The following is a 26,171-nucleotide window of genomic DNA, read 5'->3' as shown; positions in this document are numbered from 1 at the left end:
CTCAGCGGTTCATGCGCTTCAGCAGCTGGGCGCGCAGCGCGCGCGCCATGTCCTCGGTCATCGGCGCCAGCATGCGCTGCGCGGCCGGCGGGATGTGGGCGGCGGTGTCGTCATCCTGTTCGAACACGTAGTGGCGGAACAGGCCTTCCCACGCCTTGCGCTGCTCGGGTGGCAGGTCGCGGATCGTCATGATCGCGTACATCAGGGCATTGGTCGGCGTGTCCATGTAGTGGGGCGACTGGCGCCACCAGTAGTTCACCAGCACGTTGAAGGCTTCCAGTGCCTCGACGTGGTGCCACCACATGCTGGGAATGAACAGCGCATCGCCCGGCTCCATCTCCGCCACCTGTGCATGCTCGAGCGCCTCGGCAAAGCGCGGGAAGCGCTCGAAGTCCGGCGCATGCAGGTCGACGAGGCTGATCGCCTGGCCGGCCGGGGTGAAGTCCAGCGGCCCCACGTACAGGTTCGGCAGCTGGTCGGGCGGGAACAGCGTAAAGCGGCGCCGGCCCGCCGTCACGCAGGCCAGGTTGTCCGGCGCGTCGTAGTGCGCAGCGATGCGCGTGCGGTTGCCGATCCAGATCGATGCCAGCGGATCGCGGTCCTTCCCCAGGTCGACGTCGTTCTCGCTGCGGAAACCCGGCAGGCACGCATCGATCGTGGTGGAGCCCACATAGATCGCCGGCGGCTGCTCGTCGTTGCGGTGCGCTTCCAGTTCGTCCAGCACGCCATTCAGGGGCGCGTGCACGGGGCGAAAGTTGAAGCCGGAAATGTCGTCGTTGTAGAAAAACCGTCCGCCGATATCGGGCAGGCCGAGCATGGCCACGACGGGACCGCCGGCATAGAAGCGCTTCAGGTACGCGGAGGCCGCTTCCTGCGATTCCAGCGCCGCGCGCACCATCGGCCACTGCGCCACGAGGCCGCGCAGCAGCAGCGGCTGCGTCGACGTCAGGATGCGGTCGTTCAGGTCGCGCGGCGTGAGGCCGCGCAGTTCAGCGACCGGCAGCATGCTGCCGGTTCTCCCGGTTCTTGCGATCGATCAGCGCACGGAATTGCGACAGCGAAGCCAGCACCATGTGGATCGGCTGCAGGTAGCCGGCCCGGTGCAGGGCACCGATCGCTTCGGTATCCAGGGCATGCAGGCGCTCTTCGTGGATCGTGTAGAAGCCGGCGAGGCGGTTCTGCGAACCGTCATCGAGTTCGATGTCGAACACGAACGATTCGAGCAGCTCGTGCTTCAGCAGCGCCTCGACGAAGCCCACGTTGCTTTGCAAGCCTTCGTGGATCGTGAACAGCATCGAGTTGACGCGTTCGAGGTATTCGGTGATGCCGCCGTGCGGCAGGAAGGCCGGCTCGCCTTCGGTACGGGAGACACGCGGGCTGTCCAGGTCCACGTGCACCAGCATTTCGTCGCCGTTGCGGCCGATCAGGAACGGCTGGCGCTCGATCATCAGCGGGATTTCCGGCGCGTCCCAGCCATCGGCCTTCAGGAACAGGTTTTCGCCGGCCTGGAAACCGAACAGCGCGATCGGCTCGAACGTGCGGCCGTCTTCGGCCTTGCGGAACACGATCGGGTAGTGCGCCTGCAGCGTGCGGAATTCGGCGGGGAAGGTGGCGGCGTACATCTGCTCGTCGCCCAGGCCGGGGCCGTGGCGGGTGATGACCTTCAGGTCCTTGTGCTGGACGTTGTTCAGTAAAACGTGGTTCGTCATGCGTGTCTCGTCTGTTCTAGATTTTCTGCAGCCCGTGAAGGCGGATGTGGTCGATCAATTCGCGGTTCGACGGCAGCGCGCGCAGCATCTTGCGCGTGAGCTCGGCGGCTTCGCGGAAGTAGCCGTCGGCATTGCCCGTCGAGCCGCGCCGCGTGATGCGTTCGCGGTCCGGCCGGAAGCCCATCCCGTACAGCACGTACTGCCAGCTGGCCGATGGAAAGACTTCCTCGATGCGGTTGAAGTCCAGGCGCGACGGCGGCCGGTGGCGCCACAGCACCAGCAGTTCCTGCAATCGCGCTGGGATGGTCTCGGCGCGGCGGTTGTCGTGCCAGTAGCTGGAGTCGTTACGCCCGCTCAGCACATAGTGCAGCTTCAGGAATTCGATGACGCGCTCCCAGCGATACGTGAACGCATCGTTGAAGCGGCGCGCCACGATGTCCATCGCGTCGCGCGTGGCCGGCAGGTCGTCGCTGACCATTGCCGCAGACATCTCGACGAGTGCCAGCGCGGAAGCTTCCAGCGGTTCGATGAAGCCGGCGGACAGGCCGATGGCGACCACGTTGCGGTGCCAGAACTGCTCGCGGTAGCCGGGCTGGAACGTGAGCTTGCGGGGCGCGGGCATGTCCGTGCCCACATAGGCACGCAAGTCCGCTTCCGCCTGCTCGTCGCTCGTGTGCGCACTTGAATACACGTGGCCGATGCCGCGCCGCGTGGGCAGGCCGATATCCCAGATCCACCCGGCGCGCTGCGCGGTGGATGTCGTTTGCGAGGCGATCGGGCTGTCCTCGCGCTCGTACGGCACCTGCACGGCCAGCGCACAGTCGTTGAACAGCACGTCCTTGCGGTGCAGCAGCGGCACGCCGTAATGGCGGCCCAGCAGCAGCGACTGCATGCCGGTGCAATCGATGAACAGGTCGCCGTCGAGGGCACCGTGTTCCTTTGTTTGCAGCGAGGCGATGTCGCCGTTCCCATGGCTGTTGATGGCCATGACATGGTCGGGCACGTAGCGCACGCCCAGCTTTTCCAGGCAGTGCTTGCGCAGGAAGACGCCGAACTTGCCGGCATCGAGGTGGTAGCCATAATTGGCCACGGCGGCGAATTCCGGCGTGGCCGGCTGCTTCGGCGCCCGGCCGTTCGTGCACAGGTGCGGCTGGAAGCTCGCCAGGTCGGCAAAGGGTACATCCGGAAAATCGCGCTGCCAGCTTGCCACCAGGTCGGCCTCGCCGAAGCCCTGCGGCAGCACGAACGGGTGGAAATAATAATCGTCGGCGCCGCCGCCATGGCGCCAGCCGTTGAAGCGGGAGCCCTGCTTGAACGCGGCATCGCATTCGCGGAAGAACGCCGATTCGGAAACGCCGATGCGGTGCAGCGTGTCGCGCATCGACGGCCACGTGCCCTCGCCTACCCCGATCGGCGCCACGTCGGGCGACTCGACCAGCGTCACGCGCAATGCAGGATGGTCGGCCGCGAGGACGCCGGCGGTCAGCCAGCCGGCGGAACCGCCGCCGACGACGACCACGTGATTGATCAGGCTGGACATGAGGAACCCGGATACAAGTCAAACAACGAGAGTGGCAATTAGTCTAACCGAAAAACTAACCGTGAAAACAAAAATCGGAGGTGCTCCGCCGCCCACGGAGCCCCTCCCCTCTCATAGTATGAAAACGATCGTCAGAACTTGTAGCGCAGACCCAACATATAGCGCGCGCCGGCCTGCGTGGCATTGACCAGCATCCGCTCGTTACGGCCGTGCTGGCGCGTCGTTTCATTCGTCAGGTTGATGCCCTCGAACTGCATCGACAGCTGCGGCGTGATCGCAAAGCCCACCGACAGGTCGAACTGGCCATAGGCTTCCGTGTAGACCGGGTTCGGGCCCGCGCCATCGAACGTCGACGCCAGGAACTTGTCGCGCCAGTTGTAGGCGGCGCGCACATTCCACTTGTCGTTCTCGTAGATGCCGACCAGGTTGGCCGAATCGGACAGGCCGACCAGCGCGAACTGTTCGCCGGCGCTGGCGTTGTTGAAGCCCAGGCCGGAATCGACATATGTGTAGTTGGCCGATACCCCGAAGCCGCTGTCGCCGAACATGTGCTGCACGTTCACCTCGAAGCCTTTCAGGCTAGCCTTCTTCTGGTTCGAGAACGACGTGATGCGGAAGTTCGCGACCGGATCGCCCGGCTGGCCGACGATGGTGCCGGTGGCGTTGCCGGAGGCATCGTCATTGCCGCGCGTGACACCCGCTGCCGTCGGATGGTTGCGGAAGATGTAGTTGCGGATGCACGTGGTGTCGGCGGTGGCGCAGCCATTGGTCAGCGCCAGGTTCCACAATGCCCCGCCCACCGGGGTGTGCAGGTTGAACGGCGTGGCATTCACCTGCGACACGCCGGCGTAGTTATCGAGGTTCTTTTTGAAGAAGCCGAGCGCGAAGAAGTTCTGCTTGCCGTAATACCATTCGTACGACAGGTCCAGGTTCTTCGATTCGACCGGCTTCAGGCCCGGGTTGCCCGATGTGCCGGTGCCGCCATCCACGCGCGCCAGCGCGGTCAGCACCGTGCCGCCCTGGATCTGGTCATAGCGGGGCCGACCGATGGTTTCGCCATACGACAGGCGCAGCTTCATGTCCTGGCGCAGTTCGATATCGGTATCGATGCTGGGCAGCAGGTTGTTGTACTTGCCGGTCAGCGTCGTGAAGTCCGGGGCGCCGAACTGCACCGGGAATTCGTTCTGCGATACCCAGGAAATGCCGGTCGCGGTCTGCACCAGCGCGGAAGACACCACGTCCGTCTTCTCGTAGCGCAGGCCGATGGCCGTGTGGATCGGCAGTGCCGTATCCCAGTCGGTATTGAACTGGAGGTACAGCGCCTTGGACTTTTCCTCGGTCCGCTGGTCGGTATCCCAGCGGTCCTTGATCGAATACAGGTCTGGCCGGCCGGACGCCTTGATCGCCAGGTCGCGCACCTGGCCGAAATCGAACGTGTAGAAGTTGTTGAACAGGGCCGGATTGCCGGAGCCGTCGATCTTGTCGAAGTAGCCGCGCACGGTCGCCGGGTGCCACACGCTGCTCGGATAGTCGGCCGGGCTGCTGGCGCCGCCCCACGTGTCGCGCTGCATCGTCGAGAATGCGGAGCGGTTATCGACCTTGGTGGCGGACAGGCCGAAGTTCAGCTGCGACGATTCCATCACCTTCAGGCGGCCCTTGAACTGGGCCTGGCTGATTTCGCCTTTCATGTAGCCGTTGCGGAACGCCGAACCGGTGACCTGCTGCGGCGCGCGCGCAAAATCGGCGCCGGCGATCGACAGCACGGGGAAGTCCTGGCTGAAGTCGGCCGTGGTGTCGCCGCGGCTGAACGAGGCGGTGCCGATCACGTTGTCCGAACCGAACGGGCTGTCGGCCTGCGATTCGGCGGTGGAGCGGTGCACGTCCAGTTCAAGGCGCAGCGCGGAGTTGACCTTCCACAGCGTATTGAAGCCGACCGACTTATTTTCGCTGACGGTGGCAAAGTCCGCACCGCCCATGGCGATATCGCTGCTCCCGGCAGGAAGGAACTCGGTGTACACCAGCGGGCCGGCGGCCGGGCCATCGGTCCAGCTGGAGGCGGAAGGGCCGAAGTTGAACCATGCCGACAGGTCCTGGCGGCGCGTGTGGATCTTGTTTTGCGAATAGGTGTAGTCGAGCGTGGTGGTCAGGTCCTTGCGCGGCGCGAACTGGAACGTCAGCTGGCCATTGGTGCGCTCGCGCTGCACGCCGTTGAAGGCATAGTTCAGGTTTTGCGGCAGCGAATACACATCGGTGGCGCCGGGCCGGTTGGTGATGTTTTCCGAGCCGGGCGCGCCGGGCTGGGGAATCGTGCCGCCGCCGGTGGCGCTGCCCAGGTACGGCCCCTTCCAGCCATTGCCCACGGATGCCGTGCTGTAGCCCAGGTTGCGTTCCTGGTAGCTGGCGCTGACGGACACGCCGAACATGTTGTCGTTCCAGGTATTGCTGTAGATGCCCGAGATCTCCGGCGTCACCCGCTTGCCATCCTTGACGTCGCCCGGCAGGTTCGATGCCGACTTGTCGTAGACGCCTTTTACGCCAACGGAGGCCAGCATGCCGGGGCGGTCCAGCGGGCGCGCCGTCATCACGTTCAGCGTGGCGCCGATGCCGCCGGCGGGGGTTTCGGCACGGCTCGTTTTGTACACCTGGATCTGCGACACCGCTTCCGAGGCGAGGTTGGCGAAGTCGAACGCGCGGCCATTCAGGTCGCCCAGGTTCGACGTGGGCATCTGGCGGCCGTTCAGCAGCACCATGTTGAAGTCGGGCCCCACGCCGCGCACGGTGACCTTCGAACCTTCGCCGATCGAGCGGTCGATCGACACGCCGGAGATGCGCTGCAGCGATTCGGCCAGGTTCGTGTCCGGGAACTTGCCGATGTCCTCGGCCACGATGCCGTCGACGATGCCGTCGGAATTGCGCTTCAGGTTCAGCGACGACTGCATCGACGCGCGGATGCCGGTCACCACCACCGACTGCACCGGCTGCGACGACGACAGGTCGGCGCCCTGTGCCTGTGCCACGTCCTGCGCCCACGCCGGCAGCGCGGTGGCGGCGCAGGCGCTGGACACGGCCAGGGCGATCAGTTTCTGCTTTGTTTTCGGATATTGCATGTGGTCTCCTGTGTTCTTATGGTTTTCTACCCAGCTGCCGCGACGATTATGGAAACGTTTCCATATTTGATCGCTCAATGGTAGGTTCGCAACTCTGCATTGTCAATCGGAACAGATTTGTTATTGGCCGCTACTGTTGTAAAAACTCATACGGCAACCGCGCGCAGCACGGACACGCATGACGCTTGATGCTCACGGCTGGAACACCCGCACGTACTCCACTTCCATGCGCCACGGCAGGCTGTCATCGCGCACGGCACCGCCCAGGTCGCCGCCCACCGCAAGGTTCAGCAGCAGGTACTGCGGCCGGTCGAATGGCCACTTGTCGTAGTCGCCATCGCCGGGGTTGACGAGTTCGGCGTAGTTGCGGCCATCCACCCCCACGAGGATCCGGTCTTTCGTCCACGTGAGCTGGTAGTCGTGGAACGCCTCGCAGGCATCGGGCACCATCGTCCTGCTGGTCTTGCCCGTGCCACGCGGCCAGTTCTGCGCGTTCGTGTAGATGCTGCCGAGGATTTCGCCGGGCTTGTGGCCCACGTGCTCCATGATGTCGATCTCGCCATCGGCCGGCCATTTGCCGCCGGTGCCCAGCATCCAGATCGCCGGCCAGCTGCCCGGCGCGCACGGCAGCCTGGCACGCACTTCGATGAAGCCCTGCGTCCAGCTGGCCTTGCCGCGCGTGACCAGCCGTGCCGACGTGTAGGCCTGGCCACCGTAATCGGGCATCGACGCCAGCGCTTCCTTGCGGGCGGTGATCACCAGGCGGCCGTTCTTCACTTCGGCATTCTCGCGCCGCGCGCTGGCGTAGTACTGCAGTTCCTTGTTGTACCAGCCGGTGCGGTTGGCCTTGGTGTCGTAGGCCCACTTCGCCGGATCGGGCAAGCCGTCCACGTCGAATTCATCGGCCCACGCGAGCCGCCAGCCGGCGGGCTTGCCGCCCGTCGTTTCCGCGGCCTGGGCAATGCCGGCGGCGGCCAGCAATGCAAAGGAAGCAAGGGAGGCGACAATGGTGGAGCAGCGGTGCAGAGCAGCCATGGGGTCCCCGGATTGACGGCGCGACGGGCGCATGCAAAGATGAATGTCGTTGTATGGTAACGTTTCCACTCCTTTCCTGCAACGCGCGCCACGATCCCTATCGCAGCATGCGTTGCGTTCCTGTCACATAACCGGGTACGAAATGATGAAAACCTGCTGGACCCTGCTGGCCCTCGCCGCCGTATCGACCGGCGCCGCCGCCGCCGAAACGTTCCACTGGCCGAACGGCGCCAAGGCCGCCGTCAGCCTGGCCTATGACGATGCCGCCGATTCGCAGCTCGATCATGCGATCCCCACGTTGAACAAATACGGTGTGAAGGGCACGTTCTACCTGACGCTCTCCAGTCCCACCATCGACAAGCGCCTGCCCGAATGGCGCGCCGCCGCGCAGGCGGGCCACGAGCTGGCCAACCACACGCTGTTCCACCAGTGCCGCCGTTCGCAGCCGGAGCGCAGCTGGGTGGAACCGCACCGCGACCTGGACACGACGAGCGTGGCGCAATTGAAGGACCAGGTCACCCTCGCCAACACGATGCTGCATGCGATCGACGGGCGGCGCGAGCGCACGTTCACCGCGCCGTGCGGCGACCTGCTGGCGAGCGGGCAGAATTACCTGCCGGCCGTCCAGAACGAATTCGTCGCGATCAAGGCCAGCATCGGCCGGGGCGCGGTGCCATCGATGGCGGCACTCGACCCTTACCTCGTGCCGGTCGTGATTCCCGTGGGGCTCACCGGGCAGCAGCTGATCGCGATGGTCAAGGAGGCGGCCGACAAGGGCACGATGATCTCGTTCACGTTCCATGGCATCGGCGGCGACCATCTCGCCAACTCGAGCGCCGCGCACGAAGAGCTGGTGAAGTACCTGGCCGAGAACCGCAAGGTGTACTGGACCGATACGTTCCTGAACATCATGAAGTATGCAAAGAGCCGTTAGGAAGCCCTGGCGGTTGGCGCACGGGGTGACTTCCAGTATGCTCGTGGGCGTTCTGTCAGCCGAAAATAGGAATTCCAGTGGCAACCATCAAAGACGTCGCCCGCCTGGCGGGCGTGGGCCTCGGTACGGCGTCGCGCGCGATCAATGGCAGCGGACCGGTATCGCCGGCCACGCTGGAACGCGTGCAGAAAGCGATCGAAGAGCTGGGCTTCCGGCCATCGCATGCGGCACGGGCACTGCTGTCCGGTTCGTCGAAAATGATCGGCGTGTACATCCCTGCCCTGTCCGGCACGTTCTTTACCCCGATCCTGCAGATCATCGACACCGAATTGCGCGCCGCCGGCCTGCACATGGTCGTGGCGTTCGGCGTGGGCCTGGGCGACGCGCGGCGCCAGGCGATCGAAGGCATCGAGTTCCTCATCGAACGCGGTTGCGATGGCCTGGTCGTGATGACCAGCGCGCTGGATGAAGACGATCTCGCCGTGGCCGGCAGCCGGCTGTCGCGCCTGGTGGCGCTGAACCATAACTTCGCCACGATCCCGGACCAGTGCTTCACCGTCGACCACGTGCTGGGTGGCCGCCTGGCCGCGCGCACGCTGCTGGACAACGGGCACCGCGACATCGCCCTGCTGACCGGCCCGATGCAGCTCGAGGACAGCGTTGCCCGCATCGACGGCTTCCTCGCGGAGCTGGCCGCCGCAAGCATCGACACCGCCGCGATGTGGCGCCGCGAAGGCGACTTCTCGCCGGCCAGCGGCTGGGCCGCGGCGCAGGCGCTGGTGGCCTCCGGCCGCAAGCCCACCGCGCTGTTCTGCGCCAACGATGAAATGGCCGTGGGCGCGCTGTCGCACTTCCAGGAAGCGGGCATCCGCGTGCCGCAGGACCTGTCCGTGCTGGCCTATGACGACACGCCGAGCGCCGAGTATGCGGCGCCGCGCCTGACGTCGGTGCGCATGCCGTGGCGGCAGATGACGCTGAACGGCATCAATGCCCTGCTCAAGCTGTGCTATGGCCTGGAACGCCCGGTCGAGCGCGATTTTCCCGTGACGGTGACGATGCGGGCTTCGGTGGCGAACTTGCGGAGCTAAAATGGGGTTCCAAGCCCATCACGCACGGCCGGCTCACGAGGCTGGCCAGACCGGAGCCCCCATGATCTTCCGCCAGCTGTTCGACCCCACTTCCTCGACCTATACCTACCTGCTTGCCGATGGCGGCGAGGCGCTGCTGATCGACCCCGTCTACGAGCAGGTGCCGCGCGACCTGGCGCTGCTGCAGGAACTCGGCCTGGAACTGCTGGCCACACTCGACACGCACGTACATGCCGACCACGTGACCGGCGCATGGCGCCTGCGCCAGCGCTGCGGCAGCCGTATCGCACTGGCGCAGGCGGCAGGCGCGGAACTGGTGGACCGCCCGCTGCGGCACGGCGACCGCATCGCATTCGGCGCGCGCCACCTGGACGTGCGGGCCACGCCGGGCCACACGAGCGGCTGCCTCACCTATGTGCTCGATGACGCGAGCATGGCCTTCACGGGCGACAGCCTGCTGATCCGCGGTTGCGGCCGTACCGACTTCCAGGGCGGCAGCCCGCAGGCGCTGTTCGCGTCCGTGCGCGGGCAGATCCTGTCGCTGCCCGACGATTGCCTGCTGTACCCGGCGCACGACTACCGCGGCATCACGGTGACCAGCGTGGCCGAGGAGCGCCGCTTCAATCCGCGGCTGGGCGGCGAAGTGGACGTGGGCGATTTCACGGGCCACATGAACAACCTGAACCTGCCGCACCCGAAGATGATCGCGGTCGCCGTTCCTGCCAACCTGCGCTGCGGCCAGCCCGAAGGCGGCGCGCTGCCCGCCGAAGCGCCGGACTGGGCGCCGCTGACGCTGCGCTTTTCCGGCGTGTGGGAAATCGAGCCGATGGCATTGCTCGAACACGGGCACAAGACGCAGATCCTGGACGTGCGCGAGGAAACGGAATTCATCGACAAGCTGGGCCACCTGCCGGGCGCGCGGCTGGTACCGCTGTCGCAATTGACCGAACACCTCGATACGCTGGACAAGGCGCGGCCCGTGGTGGCCGTCTGCCGCTCCGGCGTGCGCTCGGCCCAGGCCTGCGTGCTGCTGGCCAAGGCGGGCTTCGGGCAAGTAGCCAACCTGGCGGGCGGCATGCTGCGGTGGAAGATCGAGGGCATGCCGGTGGCGGCGGAGGCGAATGGCGCGCCGCGCCAATCGTGAAACACCCTGCCGGACGGCTCAGGTATAATCGAACGTTGCCATACCAACAATAAAGTCCATCATGTCCGTAAAGTCCCGAAACAATGTCCATGTCGCGGGTAACGGGTCGGCCACCATGGTGTTCGCGCACGGCTTCGGCTGCGACCAGACCATGTGGCGTTTCCTCGCGCCCGCTTTTGCCGAACGCTTCCGCACCATTTCGTTCGATCTCGTCGGCAGCGGCCGCTCCGACCTGTCGGCCTACGATCGCGACAAATACGGCACGCTGCACGGCTATGCGGACGACCTGGTGGAAATCCTCGACGAATTCGCCACCGGGCCGGTGGTGTTCGTGGGCCATTCGGTCAGCACGATGATCGGCCTGCTCGCCACGATCAAGGCACCGGAACGGTTCGTGGCCCAGGTCATGGTCGGACCGTCGCCCTGCTATATCAATGACGATCGCGACGATGGCGACTATGTCGGCGGTTTCAGCCGGGAAGACATCGACGAGCTGCTGGAAACGATGGATGCCAACTACCTGGGCTGGTCGAGCAGCCTGGCGCCGGCCATCATGGGCGCACCGGGGCGCCCGGAGCTGCGCGCCGAACTCACCGACAGCTTCTGCCGCAACGATCCCGAGATCGCCCGGCATTTTGCCCGCGTGACGTTCCTCTCCGACCACCGGGCCGACGTGCCCCGTTCCACCGTGCCGGCACTGATCCTGCAATGCAGCGACGACCTGGTGGCACCGCTGGAAGTGGGCAACTACCTGCACCGCCACCTGCCCAGGAGCACCCTGCACGTGATCGACAACGTTGGCCACTGCCCGCACATGAGCGCGCCGACGGAAAGCTCGCGCGTCATCGAGGGGTTTCTTGCGCAGACCCTGCGCTGATTCGCGTAACCCTTACTGCGTAACCCTTCCCACGTGGCCCACGTTCCGCCAGGCGATACCCTGTTCGACCACGCCGCCTGCGCGCTGGTGGTCACCGGCACGGACGGCCTGATCGCGAAGGTAAATGCCACCGCCTGCGCGTGGCTGGGCTATGCGGAGGAAGAACTGGTCGGCCAGCGGCGCATGCGCGACCTGCTGCCGGTGGGCGCCCGCCTGTTCTACCACACGCATTGCCAGCCGATCCTCGAAGCACAGGGATCGGTGGCGGAAATCCAGGTCGCGCTGGTCAACCGCCGCAAGGAGCGCTTGCCCGTGCTGATCAACATCGCGCGCCGCAGCGATGGCGATGGCGTCTTCGATCACTGGGCCCTGTTCAAGGTTGCCGACCGCCATGCCTACGAGCGCGAATTGCTGGCTGCCCGAAAGGCGGCCGAGGCGGCGCTGGAAGCACGCCGCGAGGCCGAAGCCCGGCTGCAGGCGGCCAACGAACAACTGTCGGCGGCCGACCGGCGCAAGGATGAATTCCTGGCCACGCTGTCGCACGAGCTGCGCAATCCGCTGGCACCGATGCGCAGCGCGCTGGACGTGCTGAAGTTCAAGCTGGGCGCCGATGCCGACCCGCGCCTACTGGGGGCATTCGACCGGCAGCTGCGCCACCTCACCCGGCTGGTCGACGACCTGATGGAAGTGTCGCGCATCACGCAGGGCCGCATGCAGTTGAGCCGCGCACCGGTCGAACTGGCCGCGCTGGTGCGTGGCGCCGCGCAGGACCTGGTCCCGCTGATGACGGCGGCGCGGCACACGCTGCAAGTCTTTGCCGCCGAGCCGCCGGTGCTGGTGAACGGTGACGCGACGCGCCTGGCCCAGGTGGTCATCAACCTGCTCACCAACGCGGCCAAATACACGCCCGACGGCGGCGCCATCGAACTGCACCTCGCCTGCCTGCCCGGCATCGCCGAGATCCGCGTGCGCGACAACGGTATCGGCATTCCCGCCGCCGCGCTGCCCACGGTGTTCGACATGTTCTCGCAGCTCGAACCGGCGCTGGAACGGTCGAAAGGTGGCCTCGGCATCGGCCTCGCGCTGGTGCGCGGCATCGTCGCGCTGCACGGCGGCACGGTGGACGCGGCCAGCGCCGGGGCCAGCCAGGGCAGCGAATTCACGGTGCGCCTGCCGCTGGCCGCCGGCGCGGCCTGTCCCGCGGCCGAACCGGCCACCCGCCAGGCTCGCTCTGCGGCAACGGACGCGGTGCGCGTGCTGATCGTGGACGACAACCGCGATGCGGCGGAAACGCTGGCGATGGCACTGCAGGTATCGGGCTATGAAACGCGCACCGTGCACACGGCCGGCGCGGCCCTCGAGATCGCTGCCGCATTCCGGCCCGAGGCGGCGCTGCTCGACATCGGCCTGCCCGACATGAACGGCTACGAACTGGCACGCCTGCTGCGCCAGCTGCCCGGCGGCACCGCGATGAAGCTGGTCGCCACCACCGGCTGGGGCCAGCAGAAAGACCGCGAGCGGGCGCTGGAAGCGGGCTTCGACCACCACATGACCAAGCCCGTCGAGCTGGCCATCCTGCGCGACATCCTGCCCGGAACCGCGGCGGACCGCTGAGCGGCAGGCCAGGGCCGCGCCGGCTCAGCGGATGGCGATCAGCGCGAACATCCTGTGCAGCTCGCGCACCACGGTGCGCTTCGGTTCGGCGGCCGGCGAATCAGGTTCCGGAACGTCTGCCAAAGGCTTGTCGCGCAGGGCGGTGCTGCTTGCTTCCCACGTCGGTGCAACGGCTTCCTCAGCACTTTCCTGCTGCGTAAGGGCGTTATTCTTCATCTTGTCCTCCCTGTGATGTTCGCGAACTTGACTGTTCGCTAACTGTCTAATCCAGTATACCGGACGAGATAATCTTGTATACTGGATTTTCGCGCGCTGTTGTATTCCTACCCAAGGAGCCTGTCTTGCCCTACCCAAGCCCACTGCCGGTCGCGCCGGATGACGAACACTACTGGGACACCGTCCGGCACCAGTACGCACCGTCGCCCGATTTCATCAATCTGGAGAACGGCTATTTCGGCATGCCGGCCATTCCCGTGCGGGAGGCGCTGCGCCGCCACCAGGAACAGGTGGACCGGGAAAATTCGTACTTCCTTCGCGTGCGATTTCCCGAGCGGCTGGAACGGGTGATGGCGGCGCTGGCCGCTTTTACGGGTGCCGGCCGCGACGAACTGCTCCTCACCCGCAATGCGATGGAATCGCTGAACATCCTGATCCAGGGCTACCCGTTCGTCGCGGGTGACGGGGTGCTGCTGGCGCGGCACGATTACGACAGCGCCATCGATACCTTCGGCATGGTGGCCGCGCGCGAGGCACTGGCGCTGGTAACGGTGGACGTGCCGCTCGATCCGGGCAGCGACGAGGAAATCGTGGCGCTGTACGAGGCCGCGATCACGGCGCGCACGCGGCTCCTGCACGTCACGCATGTCGTGCACCGCACCGGGCAGGTCATGCCGGTGGCGAAGATCGCGGCGATGGCACGCCGGCGCGGCATCGACGTCATCGTCGACGGGGCGCATTCGCTGGCCCATATCGACTACATGGTGCCCGCGCTGGGTGCGCAGTTTGCCGCGTTCAACCTGCACAAATGGGTGGGTGCGCCACTCGGCACGGGCCTGCTGTACATCGCCCGGGAGCGCATTGCCGATATCGCGCCGCTGTTCGGCGACGTGGGGCATGCGCCCGGCGACATCGTGAAACTTGGACACTTCAGCGCGGTACCGCCCGCGCCGATCCTGGCAATCGAGGACGCGTTACATTTCCACGCATCGATCGGCACGCGCAACAAGGAAGCGCGGCTGCGTTACCTCGCCGGCTACTGGATGGCGCGGGTGCGCGGCGTGCTCGGCGTGCGGCTGTTCACGCCGACCGACCCGCGCCGCCACGGCGCGCTGGCGTCATTCGGCATCGGCGGCATGGCCGCGCGCACCGTGGCAGAACGGCTGATGGAAGAACACCGCATCTTCACCGTGGTGCGCGGCATTGGTGACGAGGAATGCGTGCGGGTCACGCCGCACCTCTACACGTCGCTCGCGGATCTCGATGCGCTGGTGGCGGCGATCCGCGCACTGGCAGGTTAACGCTCGACGACGGTCCGGGGCACGATGGGCGCCTGCATGACCTGGGCGATCAGGTAGCGCGCGGGAACCGTGCCGGGGTTGTGGTAGGTGCTCGGCTCGTCGAGGCGCATGACGAGGCAGTCGCCCGCGACCAGTTCCCAGCGGCTGTCGCCGACAGTGATCTCCATCTGCCCTTCGATCATCCACAGCTGGCGGTCGATGTCCTGCGACGAGGTTTCATAGGCCACGCGGGCACCCGCCGGGAACGTGATCTCGACCAGCTGCATCAGCGAAGGCACCGTGGGCGACAGCGTGCGGCGCACATAGCCCGAACCAGGATCGGTCCACACGGGTTGCTCGCCGGCGCGCGCGATCGGTGACGTGGCGTCGACGGGCTTTTCGAACAGCGACGCCACCGGCACGCCGAGCGCCGCGGCCAGCTTGTCGAGCACCGTCGCGGTGGCACTGCTTTCACCGCGCTCGATCAGCGAGATGTTCGACTTGCTCACGCCGCTGTGTTCGGCCAGCACCGCGAGGGTCATGCCGCGGGCGTTACGCAGTTCGCGCAGGCGATGGGCGATGATTTGATTGATGTCCATGGGGCGCGAGTATACAGCCGTGCCGCCGCCTTGCCGTTCCTGCCGCTAAAATGGGGCCATGCCCCGCAAAACCCCGATCTTCCCCGGCCCGCGCACTGCCCGTGGCGCCGTCCTTGCCGTGCTGCTGTCGAACACCGACCAGGCGGGCGCCGAGCCGCTGCGCGGCCGCGTCACGCTTGCCGCCATCGTCCGCGCGCTGAAACGCAAGTACCACTGGCCGATCGAAACGACGAGTTTCCCGTCCAACGCCGCCGATGGCCGCGCCACCTGGGCCACCGTGTACAGCCTGCCGCCCGAGGTCATCGATGCGGCGCTGGACGAAAAGGGGCGGGACTGGCTGAGGGCGGCGTCGTGACGGGCGCAGGCCCTGTGCTACGTCGGCCGGCTGCCAGTTCCTTTTCGCTGAACACCTTTCACGCCCGGCATGGCGTGTGTGACGACTTGTCACAGGCCTTGTATTTAAAACAAGTCCGTGCCAGCATTGCCGCCTGACGATCACCACGACACGGAGGCACGATGAAATCGCATTGGCTGGTTCATGCAGCAGCAATCCTCTTCGCGGGTTCCGCGCACGCCCAGCTCATGGAGCCGCTTTCGCCGGAACAGGCGAACCTGTATGCCACGCAGCGATCGGCCATGCAGGAATCGTTCGACAAGGCTTACCAGCCCTACCCCCGCGCCTACGGGCGGGACGAAGGGGCCATGTCCAACGACAAGGCGTTCAAGGGGCTATTCAAGCGCAATCCGAGGCTCGTTGGCGGCTACCAGCTGACGCCGAACTTCGCCATCGAGGCGGGTTACGTCTACCTGATGGACCGCGGCTTTCGCCGCATCGATCCGTGGGAGCCGGAAAATCCGCTGGGCAGCCTGAACATCAACAACTTCAGCAGCCACCTGGCCGCGAAATACTCGCTGCCGCTGACCGACAAGCTGGTTGCCTTCGGCAAGGTGGGCAAGGCCCACAGCGTGATGACGGTACCGACAAGCGTGGCGCGGCGCATCGCGCGCGAAACGGGCAAGCCGGTTCGCGAAAAGGAAATGGATACGGGTCTCTACGTCGGCGCGGGCGCGCAATACCAGCTCGACGAAAAAACGACGATCGACGCGCAGTACGGCCGCCATGGCGACTCGGCGAAAAAATGGGGCAAGGACAGCAACTCCACCGGCGTGCGCGCCAACCTCAAGATGGGTTTTTGAGCGCCAGCGATGGTCCTCGCAGCACGGGCAAGTCAGTCTTCCGAGCGGCCGCTGTCATCGCGGTCGCGAACGTAGTGCCGCGCCATACGAAACGGCGGCAGCCAGGGCTCGCGGCGGATCGTCCACAGTTCGTAGGTCGGCTCGAACTGGCCGGGCGCATCCAGCGCGCCGAGGTGCACTTCGATTTCATCGGCACTGCGCGAAAAGACGGATGACCCGCAACGCGGGCAGAAGAACCTGCCCGCGTAGTCCCCGGTCTCGCCCTCGATCGTCACCGCCGCCTCGGAAAAGATCGCCGAGGCATGGAACAGCGCGCCATGGTGCTTGCGGCAGTCGAGGCAGTGGCAGACGCCCACGCGACGGGGCGCGCCTGCCGCCACGATGCGCACATTGCCGCACAGGCAGCCACCGGTGACCTGATCCATGTCGCGCGATTCCGGGCTCAGGAGCGGCGGCTCACCAGCCGCGCGCCGATCGCCAGGCCGACCACCGCGGCGCCCACCACCAGTGCCGTATTGCGCTGCCCGTCGGGCCGGCGCTGGCCGCCATCGATGCCGCTGGCGCCGGCCGGCGGCGCGTACATCGTGCCGGTGGTGTCGCGCACCGGTTCCGCGCGTTTCGACCACTTGTCCATGAAGCGGTTCATCAGCATCGCGGCGAGCGGATTGGCGAACTCGCCGAGCTTCAGCAGGGGTCCGGGCATGCCGATCACCGTGCTGGGGCGTGGGTGGCGTGCCAGTTTCACCACGGCGTCCGCCACCTTCTCGGGTGCCAGCGCACCGGGTGGATACGTCAGCTTCGCTCCCGTGTAATTCCCGGCATGGTAGACCGCCGGGGTATCGACAAAGGTGGGATAGACGTCGCAGATGTGGATCTGTGGATGGTCGTGCATCTCGCCGCGCAGTGCCGCGCTGAAGCCGCGCAGCCCGAACTTGCTGGCGGAATAGGCTGCCGCATAGGGCGACGTGATATAGCCGCCCAGCGAGATCATGTTGACCCAGATGCCGTGGCCCTGCGCCACGAATACCGGCAGCACGGCGTGCGCCTCGTTCATGTGGCTGACGAGGTTCGTGTCGACCACCTGCCGGTGATCGGCCATCGGCACATCAAGATACTTGCCGACCACGCCGATGCCGACATCGCTGAACCACAGATCGATGCCGCCCAGCGCGGCCCGCGCATCGGCCGCGAAGGCCGTCACCGCGGCCGTATCGGTCACGTCGACGACCTGCACTGTTGCCTGCCCGCCCGCCTCGTGGCACCGGCTGGCGATATCCTCCAGCCCCTCCCTGCCGCGCGCACCCAGTACCAGGTGCGCGCCCTGCCTGGCGAAAGCGACTGCCGTCGCGGCACCGATGCCGCTCGATGCGCCCGTGATGACGACGCGTAAAGTGCCCTGCTTCATGCTTGACCACCTTTCAACGATTGCGGGAGTCGTGCAAGTTACCCGATACGCATTCGGCGTGGCGCAGCGGTTGAATCCGTGTTCGCCCGGCATCAGTCCAACGGCCATGCAGGAGTCAACCTGCAACACCGCACACGTTCGTGATGGCTAGCCGCAACGCAATCCCCGGAAAGGGCCATCGACAAACTGGCAAATTGTAAGCTATTATTGAGAGTGATTCTCATTTAGATTCTCATTCTCTTTTATCAGCCAGGAGTAGTCCATGTTTTCCGATCGCGCAGCCAGTCCCGCCCCGCACCATATCTCCCAGCAGTCCGGGAGGCGCGGCACCCGGCTGACCATGCTGTGCGCGAGCCTGTCGCTGGCTTATCCGCTGGCCCTGCACGCGGCCGAAGACGTGGCGGCAAACGCGGCGGATGCGGTGGATGCGGCCACCACGATGCAGACGGTGACCGTCACCGGCACTACCGACAACAACACGGAAAACACCGGCTCGCTGGCCACGCGCAAGGCCAGCGTGATGAAGGGCTTCGAAGACGTTCGCGACATTCCGCAGCCGGTCACCGTGATCACGCGCCAGCTGCTGGACGACCGCAACTTCCTCGACCTGCACGAGGTGCTGCAGAACACGCCGGGCGTGTCGGTCGACTACACCGACAGCGAGCGCGTGTCGTACCACTCGCGCGGCTACCAGATCGATGCGCTGCAGGTCGATGGCATCACCATCAACCAGAGCGGCTCCCACTTCGTGCAACCGGATACGGCCGTGCTGGACCGCGTGGAAGTGCTGCGCGGCGCGTCGGGCATGCTGCGGGGCTCGGGCAACCCGTCGGCCACCGTGAACATGGTGCGCAAGCGCCCGACACGGGAGTTCCAGCTGTCCGGCGCGGCCACCATCGGCCGCTGGGATCGCCATCGCGTGGAAGGCGACATTTCCGGTGCGTTGAACGCCTCCGGCACCCTGCGCGCCCGCGCGGTGGTGGTGGCGGACGAGAAGGAGTTCTTCCAGAAAGCCAAGCAGGAAAAACGCGAAGTGCTGTACGGCGTGGTCGAATACGACCTGGCGCCGACCACCACGGTCACCGCCAGCCTGCAGCACACGGACCTGGACGCTACCGGCGCCTGGGGCGGCATGCCGGGCAACCTCGACGGTTCGCCGCTGTACCTGCCGCGCGATACCTACCTGGGCGTGGACTGGAACCGCTGGAACCGCTACAACGACATCGCCCAGGCCGAGATCGAGCACCGCTTCGCCAATGGCTGGACCGCGAAAGCCAGCGTGGCCTGGGTGCACCTGGCGCTGAAGGACGCCGGCTTCAAGCAGTCGTATTTCACGCGCGTTCCCGGCACGAACCCTTACCTGTTCAGCGTGGCCTCGGCGCAGTACACGGGTGCCGAAAGCACGCAGAAGGTATTGAACCTGGTGGCCAACGGGCCGTTCACGCTGTTCGGCCGCAAGCATGAGCTGATCGTCGGCGGCGAAGCGCTGCGCACCGAGGCGGTCGACAGCTGGGGCCAGGGCAACCTGTACCCGCAGGTCGTGGATATCCGCACCTTCGACCCGTACACCACGTATGCCGAGCGCGACGTGGCCACGCCCGGCGGCGGCAACCCGAACTTCACGCGCCAGAAGGGCGTGTTCGGCACGGCCCGGCTGTCCGTCACCGATCCGCTGACGCTGCTCGTCGGCGGCCGCCTGTCGTGGTGGGAATACGCGGTGCCGCGCACCCCGGCAAGCAACTACAAGATCGACCGCGAAGCCACGCCGTTCGCCGGCCTGGTGTACGACTTCAACAAGAATGTCAACGCCTACCTGAGCTATACGGAAATCTTCACGCCGCAGAACGTCAAGGATGTCAACGGCAATATCCTGCAGCCGGTGCGCGGTGAGGATTACGAAGCGGGCGTGAAGGGCGATTTCTTCGGCGGCAAGCTGACGGCATCGGCCGGCATCTTCCACATCACCAACGAAGGCAAGGCGGTCGAGGATCCCACGTCGATCAACCCCTGCACGCCGTACTACATCACCGGCTTCTGCCGCGTGGCTGGCGGCAAGACGCAAAGCAAGGGCTGGGAACTGGAAGTGGCCGGCGAAATCCTGCCGGGCTGGCAGGTGCAGGCGGGCTACACGAACACCCGCACCAAGTACATCACCGACACCAGCAGCGCCAACACCGGCCTGCCGCTGCGCAGCATCGACCCGCGCCACAAGCTGAACCTGTTCACGAACTACCGCTTTGGTGGCGCGCTGGCCGGCCTGACGGTGGGCGGCGGCGTGCGCACGCAGGACGGTTCCTACGTGACCGCCGGCGGCCTGACGACGCGCCAGGGCGGCTACTCGATCTTCAATGCGATGGCGGGCTACAAGTTCAATGAGCGGTACTCGGTGCAGCTGAACGTGGACAACCTGTTCGACAAGACGTACTACAAGAAGTTCGCGCCCACCGGCATCAGCTACTACTACGGCGATCCACGCTACGTCTCGCTGTCGCTGCGCGCCAGCCTGTAAGCACAGGTATCCGACGCGCCGTCATCCCGCCCGGCTGGTTGACGGCGCGGCGGCAGGGGCTCAACGCACTGGTTCCGCATCGACGATCGCAAGGATCGCGTCCTGGAATTTTTCCGGCTCGTCCTTGTGTATCTGGTGACCCGAATGATCGAACAGGACCAGTGCCTTCTTCGGCGCCTCCAGTTGCTGGAAGTATTGCGTGGCGATGCCCGCGGATGTCTGGATATCGTTTTTACCGACGAAGAAATACACCGGGCAATCGGCCTTCGGCAACTCCCCCGGCAAATCGATTTGCATCACCTCCCGCCACACGGGCGACCAGGCCTTCGACCACTGGAGAAAGCCGGTCTTGAACGGCTCCGTGGTCGCGGCACGCATGCCGTCCTTGTAGAACAGCCATTTCCTCAGGAAGAACAGATCGCTGTCGTTCTCAAGGGGAAGCTTCACGCCAGCCAGCTCGCTGGTCGCCACGGGATCGTCCTTGAAGTGATGTTTCAGCGCCGCCAGCAGTTCCTTCTCGCTCGCCAGCTGGCTGACGACCGGATTCACGGCGAAATAGGCGTGGAGCAGTTCAGGATGATGCCGGACGATGTGAAAGCCCAGCACGTTCCCCCACGAACTGCCCAGCAGGTAGATCTTTTCCTTCTTCAGCTTTTCCCGCAGGAAGTCGATGACCTGCCGTGTATCGCTGCCCATTTGCCCCACCGTGGGCTGGCCGGGCGAAGCATTCAGTTTCAGTGTCCTGCCCGCGCCCCGCTGGTCCCAGTGAACGATCGTGAATTTCTTCTTCAGCACGGTCGAGAAGGCATCCGAACCATTCATCATCGAGCTTCCCGGTCCGCCGGACAGGAACAGCAGCACAGGCTTGCCTGCATCGTCGGTCTTGATCTCGATGGCCTGCCGGATGCCACCGATGTCCGGCGTGAACAGGGCGTCGATGCGCACCGCGGCATGAGCTGTCGCATCGGCGGGTTCCGCGCTCCGGCATGCGGGTGCCGCAAGCGCGAGTGCGAACAACAAGGCGGGCAGGGCTGGTTTTATCATGGTTCCGGTCGGAGAGCGGTCGATGCCGCGTTGCATGGGACGGCGCCGGAATGCGCCAGCGCCAGCGTCGCGGAGCGCTATCGCAAATCCGGTACCCCTGCACGACGGATGGACGATCGGCTTGTGCCAGCAGCCAGCCGCCTTACGATACCGTCGTGCTACAGCGATCTTCCCACGGCACGGGTACTGCCGTGCGGCCAGGCATGCATTTATTTGCGGGCAGGGGGGTAAGCAAAACCCCGGGCACGGCGCCGCAGGCCTGTTTTTACAACGCCTGACCGCCCGACACCTCGATCCGCTGGCCCGTCACCCAGCGGTTGTCGGCGGACAGCAAGCTGGCGATCATCGGTCCGATGTCGTCGGCCACGCCCACCCGGCCCAGTGCCGTCATCTGCGCCAGCATGTGGTTCAGGTCGGGGTTGTCGCGCACCGCGCCGCCACCGAAATCCGTCTCGATCGCGCCCGGCGCCACCGTGTTGACGGCGATGTTGCGGCTGCCGAATTCCTTCGCCATGTAGCGCGTCATCACTTCCACCGCCCCCTTCATCGCCGCATAGGCGGCATAGCCGGGGATGGTGGTGCGCGTCAGCCCGGACGACAGGTTGACGATCCGGCCGCCATCGGCCAGCAGCGGCTCCAGTGCCGCCGTCAGGAAGAACACACCCTTGAAATGCACGTTGACCAGGCGGTCGAACTGCGCCGCGGTGGTCTCGCCCAGCGCCGCGTGTTCACCGTGCCCGGCATTGTTGACGAGGTGGTCGAACGTGGTGCGTTCCCAGCGCGTGCGCAGCGCGTCGCGCAGTGTTTCCGTGAAAGCGGGGAACGATGCGATGTCGCCGCTGTCGAGCTGGAACGCCACCGCCTTGCGGCCCAGTGACTCGATCTCGGCCACGACAGCCTGCGCCTCCTCGGCGCGGCGCTGGTAAGTGAGGATGACATCGCCGCCACGGCGGGCGATGCTGAGGGCGGTGTTGCGGCCGAGGCCGCGGCTGGCGCCGGTAACGAGGGAAATCGTGGTCATGCTGGGCTCCTTGCATAAAAGCGTGGTGGGGAGCCGTCATGATGCGGGCGCGCCCCCGGCCGGAATTTCCCGAATGCCCGGCGTTCTTGCCTGATTCTCCAAATGGCCGGATCATGTGCGATTTTCAGTTACATTCGCACAATGACACCCCTGCTCGACGCCGTTCGCCGTTACGCGGACCACCACACCAATGCCGATGGTTTCGGCACCTGCGCCATCCCCGGCCTGTTGTCCGTGCGCGCGTTCGCGCCCAGCGGCCTGCAGCACGCGATCGCCAAACCGATCGTCTGCCTCGTGGTCCAGGGCAGCAAGAACGTGACGATGGGCGCGACGTCGGTGGACTTCCGTGCCGGTGAATCCTTGCTGATCACGGCGGACGTGCCGATCGCCAGCCAGATCACGGGCGCCAGCCTGGCCGCGCCTTACCTGTCGCTCGTGATGGAACTGGACCAGGCCGTGATTGCCGAACTGGCCGTGCAGATGGGACAGGCGCCGGAAGGCGAGCACGTGCCGGTGCGCGTCGACACCACCGATGCCGAGGTGGCCGACGTGGCGCTGCGGCTGCTGCGCCTGCTCGACCGTCCCGCCGCCGTGCCCGTGCTCCATGCCCAGCTGGTGCGTGAACTGCATTACTGGCTGCTGGCCGGCCGCCATGGCCCCGCGCTGCGCCGCCTCGGGTGGCCGAACGGCCCGGCGCAGCGCGTGGCGCGCGCGGTGGCCTTGCTGCGCACGGATTTCGCCCGCACGCTGCCGGTCGAGCGCCTGGCGGAGGTGGCGGGCATGAGCCTGTCGTCGTTCCACCAGCACTTCCGCGCCGTGACATCGCTGTCGCCGCTGCAATTCCAGAAGGGATTGCGGCTGATCGAGGCGCGCCGGCTGATGGTGGCCGAAGGCGCTTCCGCCAGCAGCGCCGCCTTTGCCGTCGGCTATGAAAGCGTGCCCCAGTTTACGCGCGAATATGGCCGACTCTTCGGCATTCCCCCTGTGCGCGACGTGAAAAACGCCCGCGAGCGCCTGGCACCGGCGTAAACGGCCGCAGTCGTGCGCCGGGAGCACGATTGGCGCGGCAATTGGTATTGCAGCCGGATTCGACATAGTATGGTTACTGCCGTGTCCACACTCACGGTGCCCATTCACCGTAGTCATCCACCATCTTCATCCACCCTCTTCATCCACCGTATTCATCTACCGTATTCATCCACCATTCCCGGGCCGCCGATCATGACGAGCGAACACCAGCCACCGCCAGCCGCCGAGCCGGGCAAGCCGGAGCTCTCGTTCGGCCAGCTCCTTTACCGCTTCCTGTTCTTCGACTGGCTGTTTCGCGACGTAAACGCGGCGCGCGACCTGTACGAACGCCATGCCGCGCGCCAGCACAACCAGCGCATGAGCCGTTATCTGCCTGTCTACCTGCGCCGCTGGTCCGTGCTCGCCGCGTTCGATTTCTGCCTGGGCATGCTATTCGAGAAAGTGGTGCAGGCCACCTTGCTGTCGGCATGGTTCTTCACGTGGTCCTGCGTGACCGTGACGGGCATGGTCGTCATCACCGTGGCCTGGCTGTTCCTGGCCTTTGCCCGCATGCCTTGACAGGGCTTACGCCGGGAACGAGAACCCTGGCGGATAGGCGTGGAAACCGTCGAAATCGGCTTTTCCCACGGGCACGCCGGCCTGCCGCGCAATGGCGTACACCATGCTGTAGTGGAAAAAGAAGTTGGGCAAGCCATACAGCATGAAGTAATCCGGCCCGGCGAAATGCAGGTCGGCGAAACCGGCCACCGTGTCCACCTGCCGCGCGGCGAGATCGTCGAATGCCTCGGCGGGCAGGGCGGCCAGGTAGGCGGCCGCCTGCGCCAGCTCGCGCCGCACGCCCGCCAACGTGAAATCCTCCCCTTCGAACGACACGATCGCGCGGCCCGCGAGCGGGCAGCTGACCCGCAAGGTAAAGCCAATGGCGGTGCGTGCCTGCTGCAGCAGCGGCGCCATGCCGGGATGCAGGCGCCCGTTGGCCACGGCCGGGTCGGTGTCGGCCACGCGTTGCAGCAGGCAATCGAGGCGATCGAGGTAATGCAGGAAAACACGTGGTGGTGCAATCATGGGCGGCTCCTGTTTGCTGGCGGGATGATGACGGGTATCATAGAGGATACTTTTCACCAGGCCTTCGTTGCCGAGCCGCCATGCGCCGCTGGATCCTCATCATGCTGCTGCTGATCTACCCGTTCCAGGTCGCCCTGGCGATGGCGGACCGCTGCTGCCTGACGACGCCGCAGGGCGTGACCCACCACGCGCAGGCGGCACAGCCCGTGGCGGCGCAACTCGTGGCCGACAGTGGTGACGACCACGGCGGCGCCAGCGACCCGCATTGCGCCGCCTGCGTGTTTGTCCACACGATCAGTTTTCCACCCGCCATCGCCGCGATCCCGGCCCTGCACGACACCGCGGCCGCGTTCGCCGTTCTGGTTTCCGCGTTGCCTTCGCATAGCCCCGGCCGTCCCGAACGGCCGCAGTGGCCGCCCGCCGCCGCCCAGGCATAGCGCGCAGGCTTCCTGCGCCTGATCCGATCCTTTCGATCCCGATCCTTTCGATCCATTATCAGGAGCATCCATGTTCATCCAGCCCGGACGACGATTCGTCCCGGCCGTGGTGCTGGCCTTCGCCTGCGGCATTGCCGCGGCGATGGAGCCGGCCACGACCATTCCGCTCGACTTGCCGGCCGCCATCGCGCTGGCCGCCGAGCGCCATCCCACCCTGCAGGCCGCCGCGTACGAGGAACAGGCCAGTGCGGCGGCCGTCGAGCAGGCCGGCCGCCTGCCGAACCCCGAACTGGCGTACCTGCGCGAAGGCCATCGCGCCGGCAGCCGCACCACGACCGTGCAGGTCAACCAGCCGCTCGAACTGGGCGGCAAGAGAAAGGCCCGCATCGCCGTCGCGCAGGGCGCGTTCGACCTCGCCGGCAGTGACCTTGCGCTGCGGCGGCAGGCCTTGCGGGCCGACGTCATCGCCGCGTTCTACACGGCCCTCGTTGCGCAGGAGCGCCTGCAGCTCGCGCAGGCCATGCTGGACGTGGCTGGCAAGAGCCTGGCCGCTGTCGACGGCCGGGTCGCCGCCGGCAAGGTGTCACCCGTGGAAGCAAGCAAGGCGAGGGTGGCGCAGGCCGACGCCCGCGTCGAACACGAACGCGCCACGGCGGAGCTGGCAATCGCCCGCAATGCGCTTGCCGCGCTGGTCGGCGAACCGCTCGATGCGCGCCCGCTGGCCGGTGGCGCCGTCGACATGCTGCCGCCCGTCGAACCGCTGCCGGCGCTGCTGCAGCGGTCGGCCGGCGCACTGTCGGTACGCCGGGCGCGGCAGCAGTTGGCCTACCGGACTGCGCAGGCCGATGCCGAGCGCGCCGCCCGGGTGCCGGACGTGACACTGACCATCGGCAGCCAGCGCGACGACCAGCTGGCGCACCGCCAGGCCGTGGTCGGCGTGGCGATCCCGTTGCCGCTGTTCGACCGCAATGCCGGCAACCTGGCCGCGGCCACGGCCCGCGCCGAGGGCGCACGGGCCGAGCTGCAAGCCGCCGAGCGCGCGGCCCATGCCGACCTGACGACCGCCCACCTGCGCTATGGCCAGGCGCGCGGCGAAGCCCTGCTGCTGGAGCACGACGTGGTACCGGAAGCCCGTTCCGTGCACGAACTGACACTGAAAGGTTTCGAGTACGGGAAATTCACCTTCCTCGACGTGCTCGACGCGCAGCGCACATGGTTCCAGGCCCGCGCCCGCCAATGGCAGGCCATGCTCGATGCGTGGCGTGCCCATGCCGAGATCGAACGCCTGGCCGGTGCCGCACACACCGACACACACTGACAA

At 66.1% G+C, this 26,171-nt stretch carries 25 protein-coding genes; 13 read left to right on the top strand and 12 right to left on the bottom strand.

Annotation, left to right across the window (positions count from 1 at the left end):
- Window position 1: 1 nt before the first annotated feature.
- The 5 genes from EWM63_RS13220 to EWM63_RS13200 form a co-directional block, all read right to left on the bottom strand.
- Window positions 2-1,006, bottom strand: a complete 1,005-nt coding sequence (locus tag EWM63_RS13220; RefSeq protein ID WP_130186946.1) for a cupin-like domain-containing protein — start codon at window positions 1,004-1,006, stop codon at window positions 2-4.
- Window positions 990-1,709, bottom strand: a complete 720-nt coding sequence (locus EWM63_RS13215) for a SapC family protein (RefSeq protein ID WP_130186945.1) — start codon at window positions 1,707-1,709, stop codon at window positions 990-992. Before EWM63_RS13215 ends, EWM63_RS13220 begins: the two co-directional genes overlap by 17 nt.
- 16 nt (window positions 1,710-1,725) lie before the next feature.
- Entirely contained in the window at window positions 1,726-3,249 is a 1,524-nt protein-coding gene (locus EWM63_RS13210) for a tryptophan halogenase family protein (protein ID WP_130186944.1), read from the bottom strand.
- Between the two features lie 131 nt (window positions 3,250-3,380).
- Entirely contained in the window at window positions 3,381-6,356 is a 2,976-nt protein-coding gene (locus EWM63_RS13205; RefSeq protein WP_130186943.1) for a TonB-dependent receptor, read from the bottom strand.
- A gap of 192 nt (window positions 6,357-6,548) precedes the next feature.
- Window positions 6,549-7,391, bottom strand: coding sequence for a glycoside hydrolase family 16 protein (locus EWM63_RS13200; protein ID WP_130186942.1), 843 nt, complete (start codon window positions 7,389-7,391; stop codon window positions 6,549-6,551).
- A 142-nt stretch (window positions 7,392-7,533) separates the two neighbouring features.
- Here EWM63_RS13200 and EWM63_RS13195 point away from each other — a divergent pair, with 142 nt between their 5' ends.
- From EWM63_RS13195 to EWM63_RS13175, 5 genes are all read left to right on the top strand, one after another.
- A complete protein-coding gene (locus EWM63_RS13195; protein ID WP_207221282.1) occupies window positions 7,534-8,325 on the top strand; it encodes a polysaccharide deacetylase family protein in 792 nt (263 codons plus the stop codon).
- Between the two features lie 77 nt (window positions 8,326-8,402).
- A complete protein-coding gene (locus tag EWM63_RS13190; protein ID WP_130186941.1) occupies window positions 8,403-9,413 on the top strand; it encodes a LacI family DNA-binding transcriptional regulator in 1,011 nt (336 codons plus the stop codon).
- Window positions 9,414-9,474: 61 nt separating this feature from the next.
- Window positions 9,475-10,557, top strand: a complete 1,083-nt coding sequence (locus EWM63_RS13185; protein ID WP_130186940.1) for an MBL fold metallo-hydrolase — start codon at window positions 9,475-9,477, stop codon at window positions 10,555-10,557.
- Between the two features lie 61 nt (window positions 10,558-10,618).
- Window positions 10,619-11,434 (top strand): alpha/beta fold hydrolase, encoded by an 816-nt coding sequence (locus tag EWM63_RS13180; RefSeq protein ID WP_165390820.1) that lies wholly within the window; start codon window positions 10,619-10,621, stop codon window positions 11,432-11,434.
- Window positions 11,435-11,467: 33 nt separating this feature from the next.
- On the top strand, window positions 11,468-13,048 hold the full coding sequence (locus EWM63_RS13175) for a hybrid sensor histidine kinase/response regulator (protein ID WP_130186939.1): 1,581 nt from the start codon (window positions 11,468-11,470) through the stop codon (window positions 13,046-13,048).
- Window positions 13,049-13,072: 24 nt separating this feature from the next.
- Here the strand turns inward: EWM63_RS13175 and EWM63_RS13170 are convergent, their stop codons facing one another.
- Window positions 13,073-13,264, bottom strand: coding sequence for a hypothetical protein (locus tag EWM63_RS13170; RefSeq protein WP_130186938.1), 192 nt, complete (start codon window positions 13,262-13,264; stop codon window positions 13,073-13,075).
- 125 nt (window positions 13,265-13,389) lie between these two features.
- Here EWM63_RS13170 and EWM63_RS13165 point away from each other — a divergent pair, with 125 nt between their 5' ends.
- The gene (locus tag EWM63_RS13165; RefSeq protein WP_130186937.1) at window positions 13,390-14,565 is read left to right on the top strand and encodes an aminotransferase class V-fold PLP-dependent enzyme; all 1,176 of its coding nucleotides are present in this window, start codon (window positions 13,390-13,392) and stop codon (window positions 14,563-14,565) included.
- Here the strand turns inward: EWM63_RS13165 and EWM63_RS13160 are convergent.
- A complete protein-coding gene (locus EWM63_RS13160; protein WP_130186936.1) occupies window positions 14,562-15,143 on the bottom strand; it encodes a helix-turn-helix domain-containing protein in 582 nt (193 codons plus the stop codon). The two genes, EWM63_RS13165 and EWM63_RS13160, sit on opposite strands and share 4 nt — an antisense overlap.
- Before the next feature lie 58 nt (window positions 15,144-15,201).
- Here EWM63_RS13160 and EWM63_RS13155 point away from each other — a divergent pair, with 58 nt between their 5' ends.
- The gene (locus tag EWM63_RS13155) at window positions 15,202-15,498 is read left to right on the top strand and encodes a hypothetical protein (RefSeq protein WP_130186935.1); all 297 of its coding nucleotides are present in this window, start codon (window positions 15,202-15,204) and stop codon (window positions 15,496-15,498) included.
- Between the two features lie 227 nt (window positions 15,499-15,725).
- Window positions 15,726-16,340 (top strand): outer membrane beta-barrel protein, encoded by a 615-nt coding sequence (locus EWM63_RS13150; RefSeq protein ID WP_165390819.1) that lies wholly within the window; start codon window positions 15,726-15,728, stop codon window positions 16,338-16,340.
- Window positions 16,341-16,372: 32 nt separating this feature from the next.
- Here the strand turns inward: EWM63_RS13150 and EWM63_RS13145 are convergent, their stop codons facing one another.
- Both EWM63_RS13145 and EWM63_RS13140 read right to left on the bottom strand, forming a co-directional pair.
- Complete coding sequence (locus EWM63_RS13145) at window positions 16,373-16,765, bottom strand: GFA family protein (RefSeq protein ID WP_130186933.1); 393 nt, start codon at window positions 16,763-16,765, stop codon at window positions 16,373-16,375.
- Between the two features lie 17 nt (window positions 16,766-16,782).
- Entirely contained in the window at window positions 16,783-17,745 is a 963-nt protein-coding gene (locus EWM63_RS13140; protein ID WP_130186932.1) for an SDR family oxidoreductase, read from the bottom strand.
- A gap of 262 nt (window positions 17,746-18,007) precedes the next feature.
- Between EWM63_RS13140 and EWM63_RS13135 the strand changes: the two genes are divergently transcribed.
- Window positions 18,008-20,254: a TonB-dependent siderophore receptor gene (locus EWM63_RS13135; protein WP_130186931.1), complete on the top strand. Its 2,247-nt coding sequence runs from the start codon at window positions 18,008-18,010 to the stop codon at window positions 20,252-20,254.
- A gap of 60 nt (window positions 20,255-20,314) precedes the next feature.
- Here the strand turns inward: EWM63_RS13135 and EWM63_RS13130 are convergent, their stop codons facing one another.
- Together EWM63_RS13130 and EWM63_RS13125 are read right to left on the bottom strand one after the other, a co-directional pair.
- The gene (locus tag EWM63_RS13130; RefSeq protein ID WP_130186930.1) at window positions 20,315-21,298 is read right to left on the bottom strand and encodes an alpha/beta fold hydrolase; all 984 of its coding nucleotides are present in this window, start codon (window positions 21,296-21,298) and stop codon (window positions 20,315-20,317) included.
- Window positions 21,299-21,563: 265 nt separating this feature from the next.
- Entirely contained in the window at window positions 21,564-22,319 is a 756-nt protein-coding gene (locus EWM63_RS13125; RefSeq protein ID WP_130186929.1) for an SDR family NAD(P)-dependent oxidoreductase, read from the bottom strand.
- Between the two features lie 141 nt (window positions 22,320-22,460).
- Between EWM63_RS13125 and EWM63_RS13120 the strand changes: the two genes are divergently transcribed.
- Entirely contained in the window at window positions 22,461-23,348 is an 888-nt protein-coding gene (locus tag EWM63_RS13120) for an AraC family transcriptional regulator (protein ID WP_130186928.1), read from the top strand.
- 192 nt (window positions 23,349-23,540) lie between these two features.
- Entirely contained in the window at window positions 23,541-23,906 is a 366-nt protein-coding gene (locus EWM63_RS13115) for a hypothetical protein (RefSeq protein WP_130186927.1), read from the top strand.
- 6 nt (window positions 23,907-23,912) lie between these two features.
- Here EWM63_RS13115 and EWM63_RS13110 read toward each other — a convergent pair whose 3' ends face one another.
- Entirely contained in the window at window positions 23,913-24,413 is a 501-nt protein-coding gene (locus tag EWM63_RS13110) for a DUF1993 family protein (RefSeq protein ID WP_130186926.1), read from the bottom strand.
- A gap of 80 nt (window positions 24,414-24,493) precedes the next feature.
- Between EWM63_RS13110 and EWM63_RS13105 the strand changes: the two genes are divergently transcribed.
- Both EWM63_RS13105 and EWM63_RS13100 read left to right on the top strand, forming a co-directional pair.
- Window positions 24,494-24,850, top strand: a complete 357-nt coding sequence (locus EWM63_RS13105; protein WP_130186925.1) for a hypothetical protein — start codon at window positions 24,494-24,496, stop codon at window positions 24,848-24,850.
- A 70-nt stretch (window positions 24,851-24,920) separates the two neighbouring features.
- A complete protein-coding gene (locus EWM63_RS13100) occupies window positions 24,921-26,168 on the top strand; it encodes a TolC family protein (RefSeq protein WP_130186924.1) in 1,248 nt (415 codons plus the stop codon).
- Window positions 26,169-26,171: the final 3 nt, after the last annotated feature.

The sequence above is a fragment of the Pseudoduganella lutea genome, assembly GCF_004209755.1.
Lineage (GTDB): Bacteria > Pseudomonadota > Gammaproteobacteria > Burkholderiales > Burkholderiaceae_D > Rugamonas > Rugamonas lutea.
Note: the sequence above shows the minus strand (reverse complement) of the source record. Positions and strands in the feature narration are given on the sequence as shown.

What these genes read in the sequence shown, in the direction of transcription:
- EWM63_RS13220 (WP_130186946.1), bottom strand. Translation starts at nt 1,006, where the DNA reads ATGCTGCCGGTCGCTGAACTGCGCGGCCTCACGCCGCGCGACCTGAAC.
- EWM63_RS13215 (WP_130186945.1), bottom strand. Translation starts at nt 1,709, where the DNA reads ATGACGAACCACGTTTTACTGAACAACGTCCAGCACAAGGACCTGAAG.
- EWM63_RS13210 (WP_130186944.1), bottom strand. Translation starts at nt 3,249, where the DNA reads ATGTCCAGCCTGATCAATCACGTGGTCGTCGTCGGCGGCGGTTCCGCC.
- EWM63_RS13205 (WP_130186943.1), bottom strand. Translation starts at nt 6,356, where the DNA reads ATGCAATATCCGAAAACAAAGCAGAAACTGATCGCCCTGGCCGTGTCC.
- EWM63_RS13200 (WP_130186942.1), bottom strand. Translation starts at nt 7,391, where the DNA reads ATGGCTGCTCTGCACCGCTGCTCCACCATTGTCGCCTCCCTTGCTTCC.
- EWM63_RS13195 (WP_207221282.1), top strand. Translation starts at nt 7,534, where the DNA reads ATGATGAAAACCTGCTGGACCCTGCTGGCCCTCGCCGCCGTATCGACC.
- EWM63_RS13185 (WP_130186940.1), top strand. Translation starts at nt 9,475, where the DNA reads ATGATCTTCCGCCAGCTGTTCGACCCCACTTCCTCGACCTATACCTAC.
- EWM63_RS13180 (WP_165390820.1), top strand. Translation starts at nt 10,619, where the DNA reads ATGTCCGTAAAGTCCCGAAACAATGTCCATGTCGCGGGTAACGGGTCG.
- EWM63_RS13170 (WP_130186938.1), bottom strand. Translation starts at nt 13,264, where the DNA reads ATGAAGAATAACGCCCTTACGCAGCAGGAAAGTGCTGAGGAAGCCGTT.
- EWM63_RS13160 (WP_130186936.1), bottom strand. Translation starts at nt 15,143, where the DNA reads ATGGACATCAATCAAATCATCGCCCATCGCCTGCGCGAACTGCGTAAC.
- EWM63_RS13155 (WP_130186935.1), top strand. Translation starts at nt 15,202, where the DNA reads ATGCCCCGCAAAACCCCGATCTTCCCCGGCCCGCGCACTGCCCGTGGC.
- EWM63_RS13150 (WP_165390819.1), top strand. Translation starts at nt 15,726, where the DNA reads ATGGAGCCGCTTTCGCCGGAACAGGCGAACCTGTATGCCACGCAGCGA.
- EWM63_RS13145 (WP_130186933.1), bottom strand. Translation starts at nt 16,765, where the DNA reads ATGGATCAGGTCACCGGTGGCTGCCTGTGCGGCAATGTGCGCATCGTG.
- EWM63_RS13140 (WP_130186932.1), bottom strand. Translation starts at nt 17,745, where the DNA reads ATGAAGCAGGGCACTTTACGCGTCGTCATCACGGGCGCATCGAGCGGC.
- EWM63_RS13135 (WP_130186931.1), top strand. Translation starts at nt 18,008, where the DNA reads ATGTTTTCCGATCGCGCAGCCAGTCCCGCCCCGCACCATATCTCCCAG.
- EWM63_RS13130 (WP_130186930.1), bottom strand. Translation starts at nt 21,298, where the DNA reads ATGATAAAACCAGCCCTGCCCGCCTTGTTGTTCGCACTCGCGCTTGCG.
- EWM63_RS13125 (WP_130186929.1), bottom strand. Translation starts at nt 22,319, where the DNA reads ATGACCACGATTTCCCTCGTTACCGGCGCCAGCCGCGGCCTCGGCCGC.
- EWM63_RS13120 (WP_130186928.1), top strand. Translation starts at nt 22,461, where the DNA reads ATGACACCCCTGCTCGACGCCGTTCGCCGTTACGCGGACCACCACACC.
- EWM63_RS13115 (WP_130186927.1), top strand. Translation starts at nt 23,541, where the DNA reads ATGACGAGCGAACACCAGCCACCGCCAGCCGCCGAGCCGGGCAAGCCG.
- EWM63_RS13110 (WP_130186926.1), bottom strand. Translation starts at nt 24,413, where the DNA reads ATGATTGCACCACCACGTGTTTTCCTGCATTACCTCGATCGCCTCGAT.
- EWM63_RS13105 (WP_130186925.1), top strand. Translation starts at nt 24,494, where the DNA reads ATGCGCCGCTGGATCCTCATCATGCTGCTGCTGATCTACCCGTTCCAG.
- EWM63_RS13100 (WP_130186924.1), top strand. Translation starts at nt 24,921, where the DNA reads ATGTTCATCCAGCCCGGACGACGATTCGTCCCGGCCGTGGTGCTGGCC.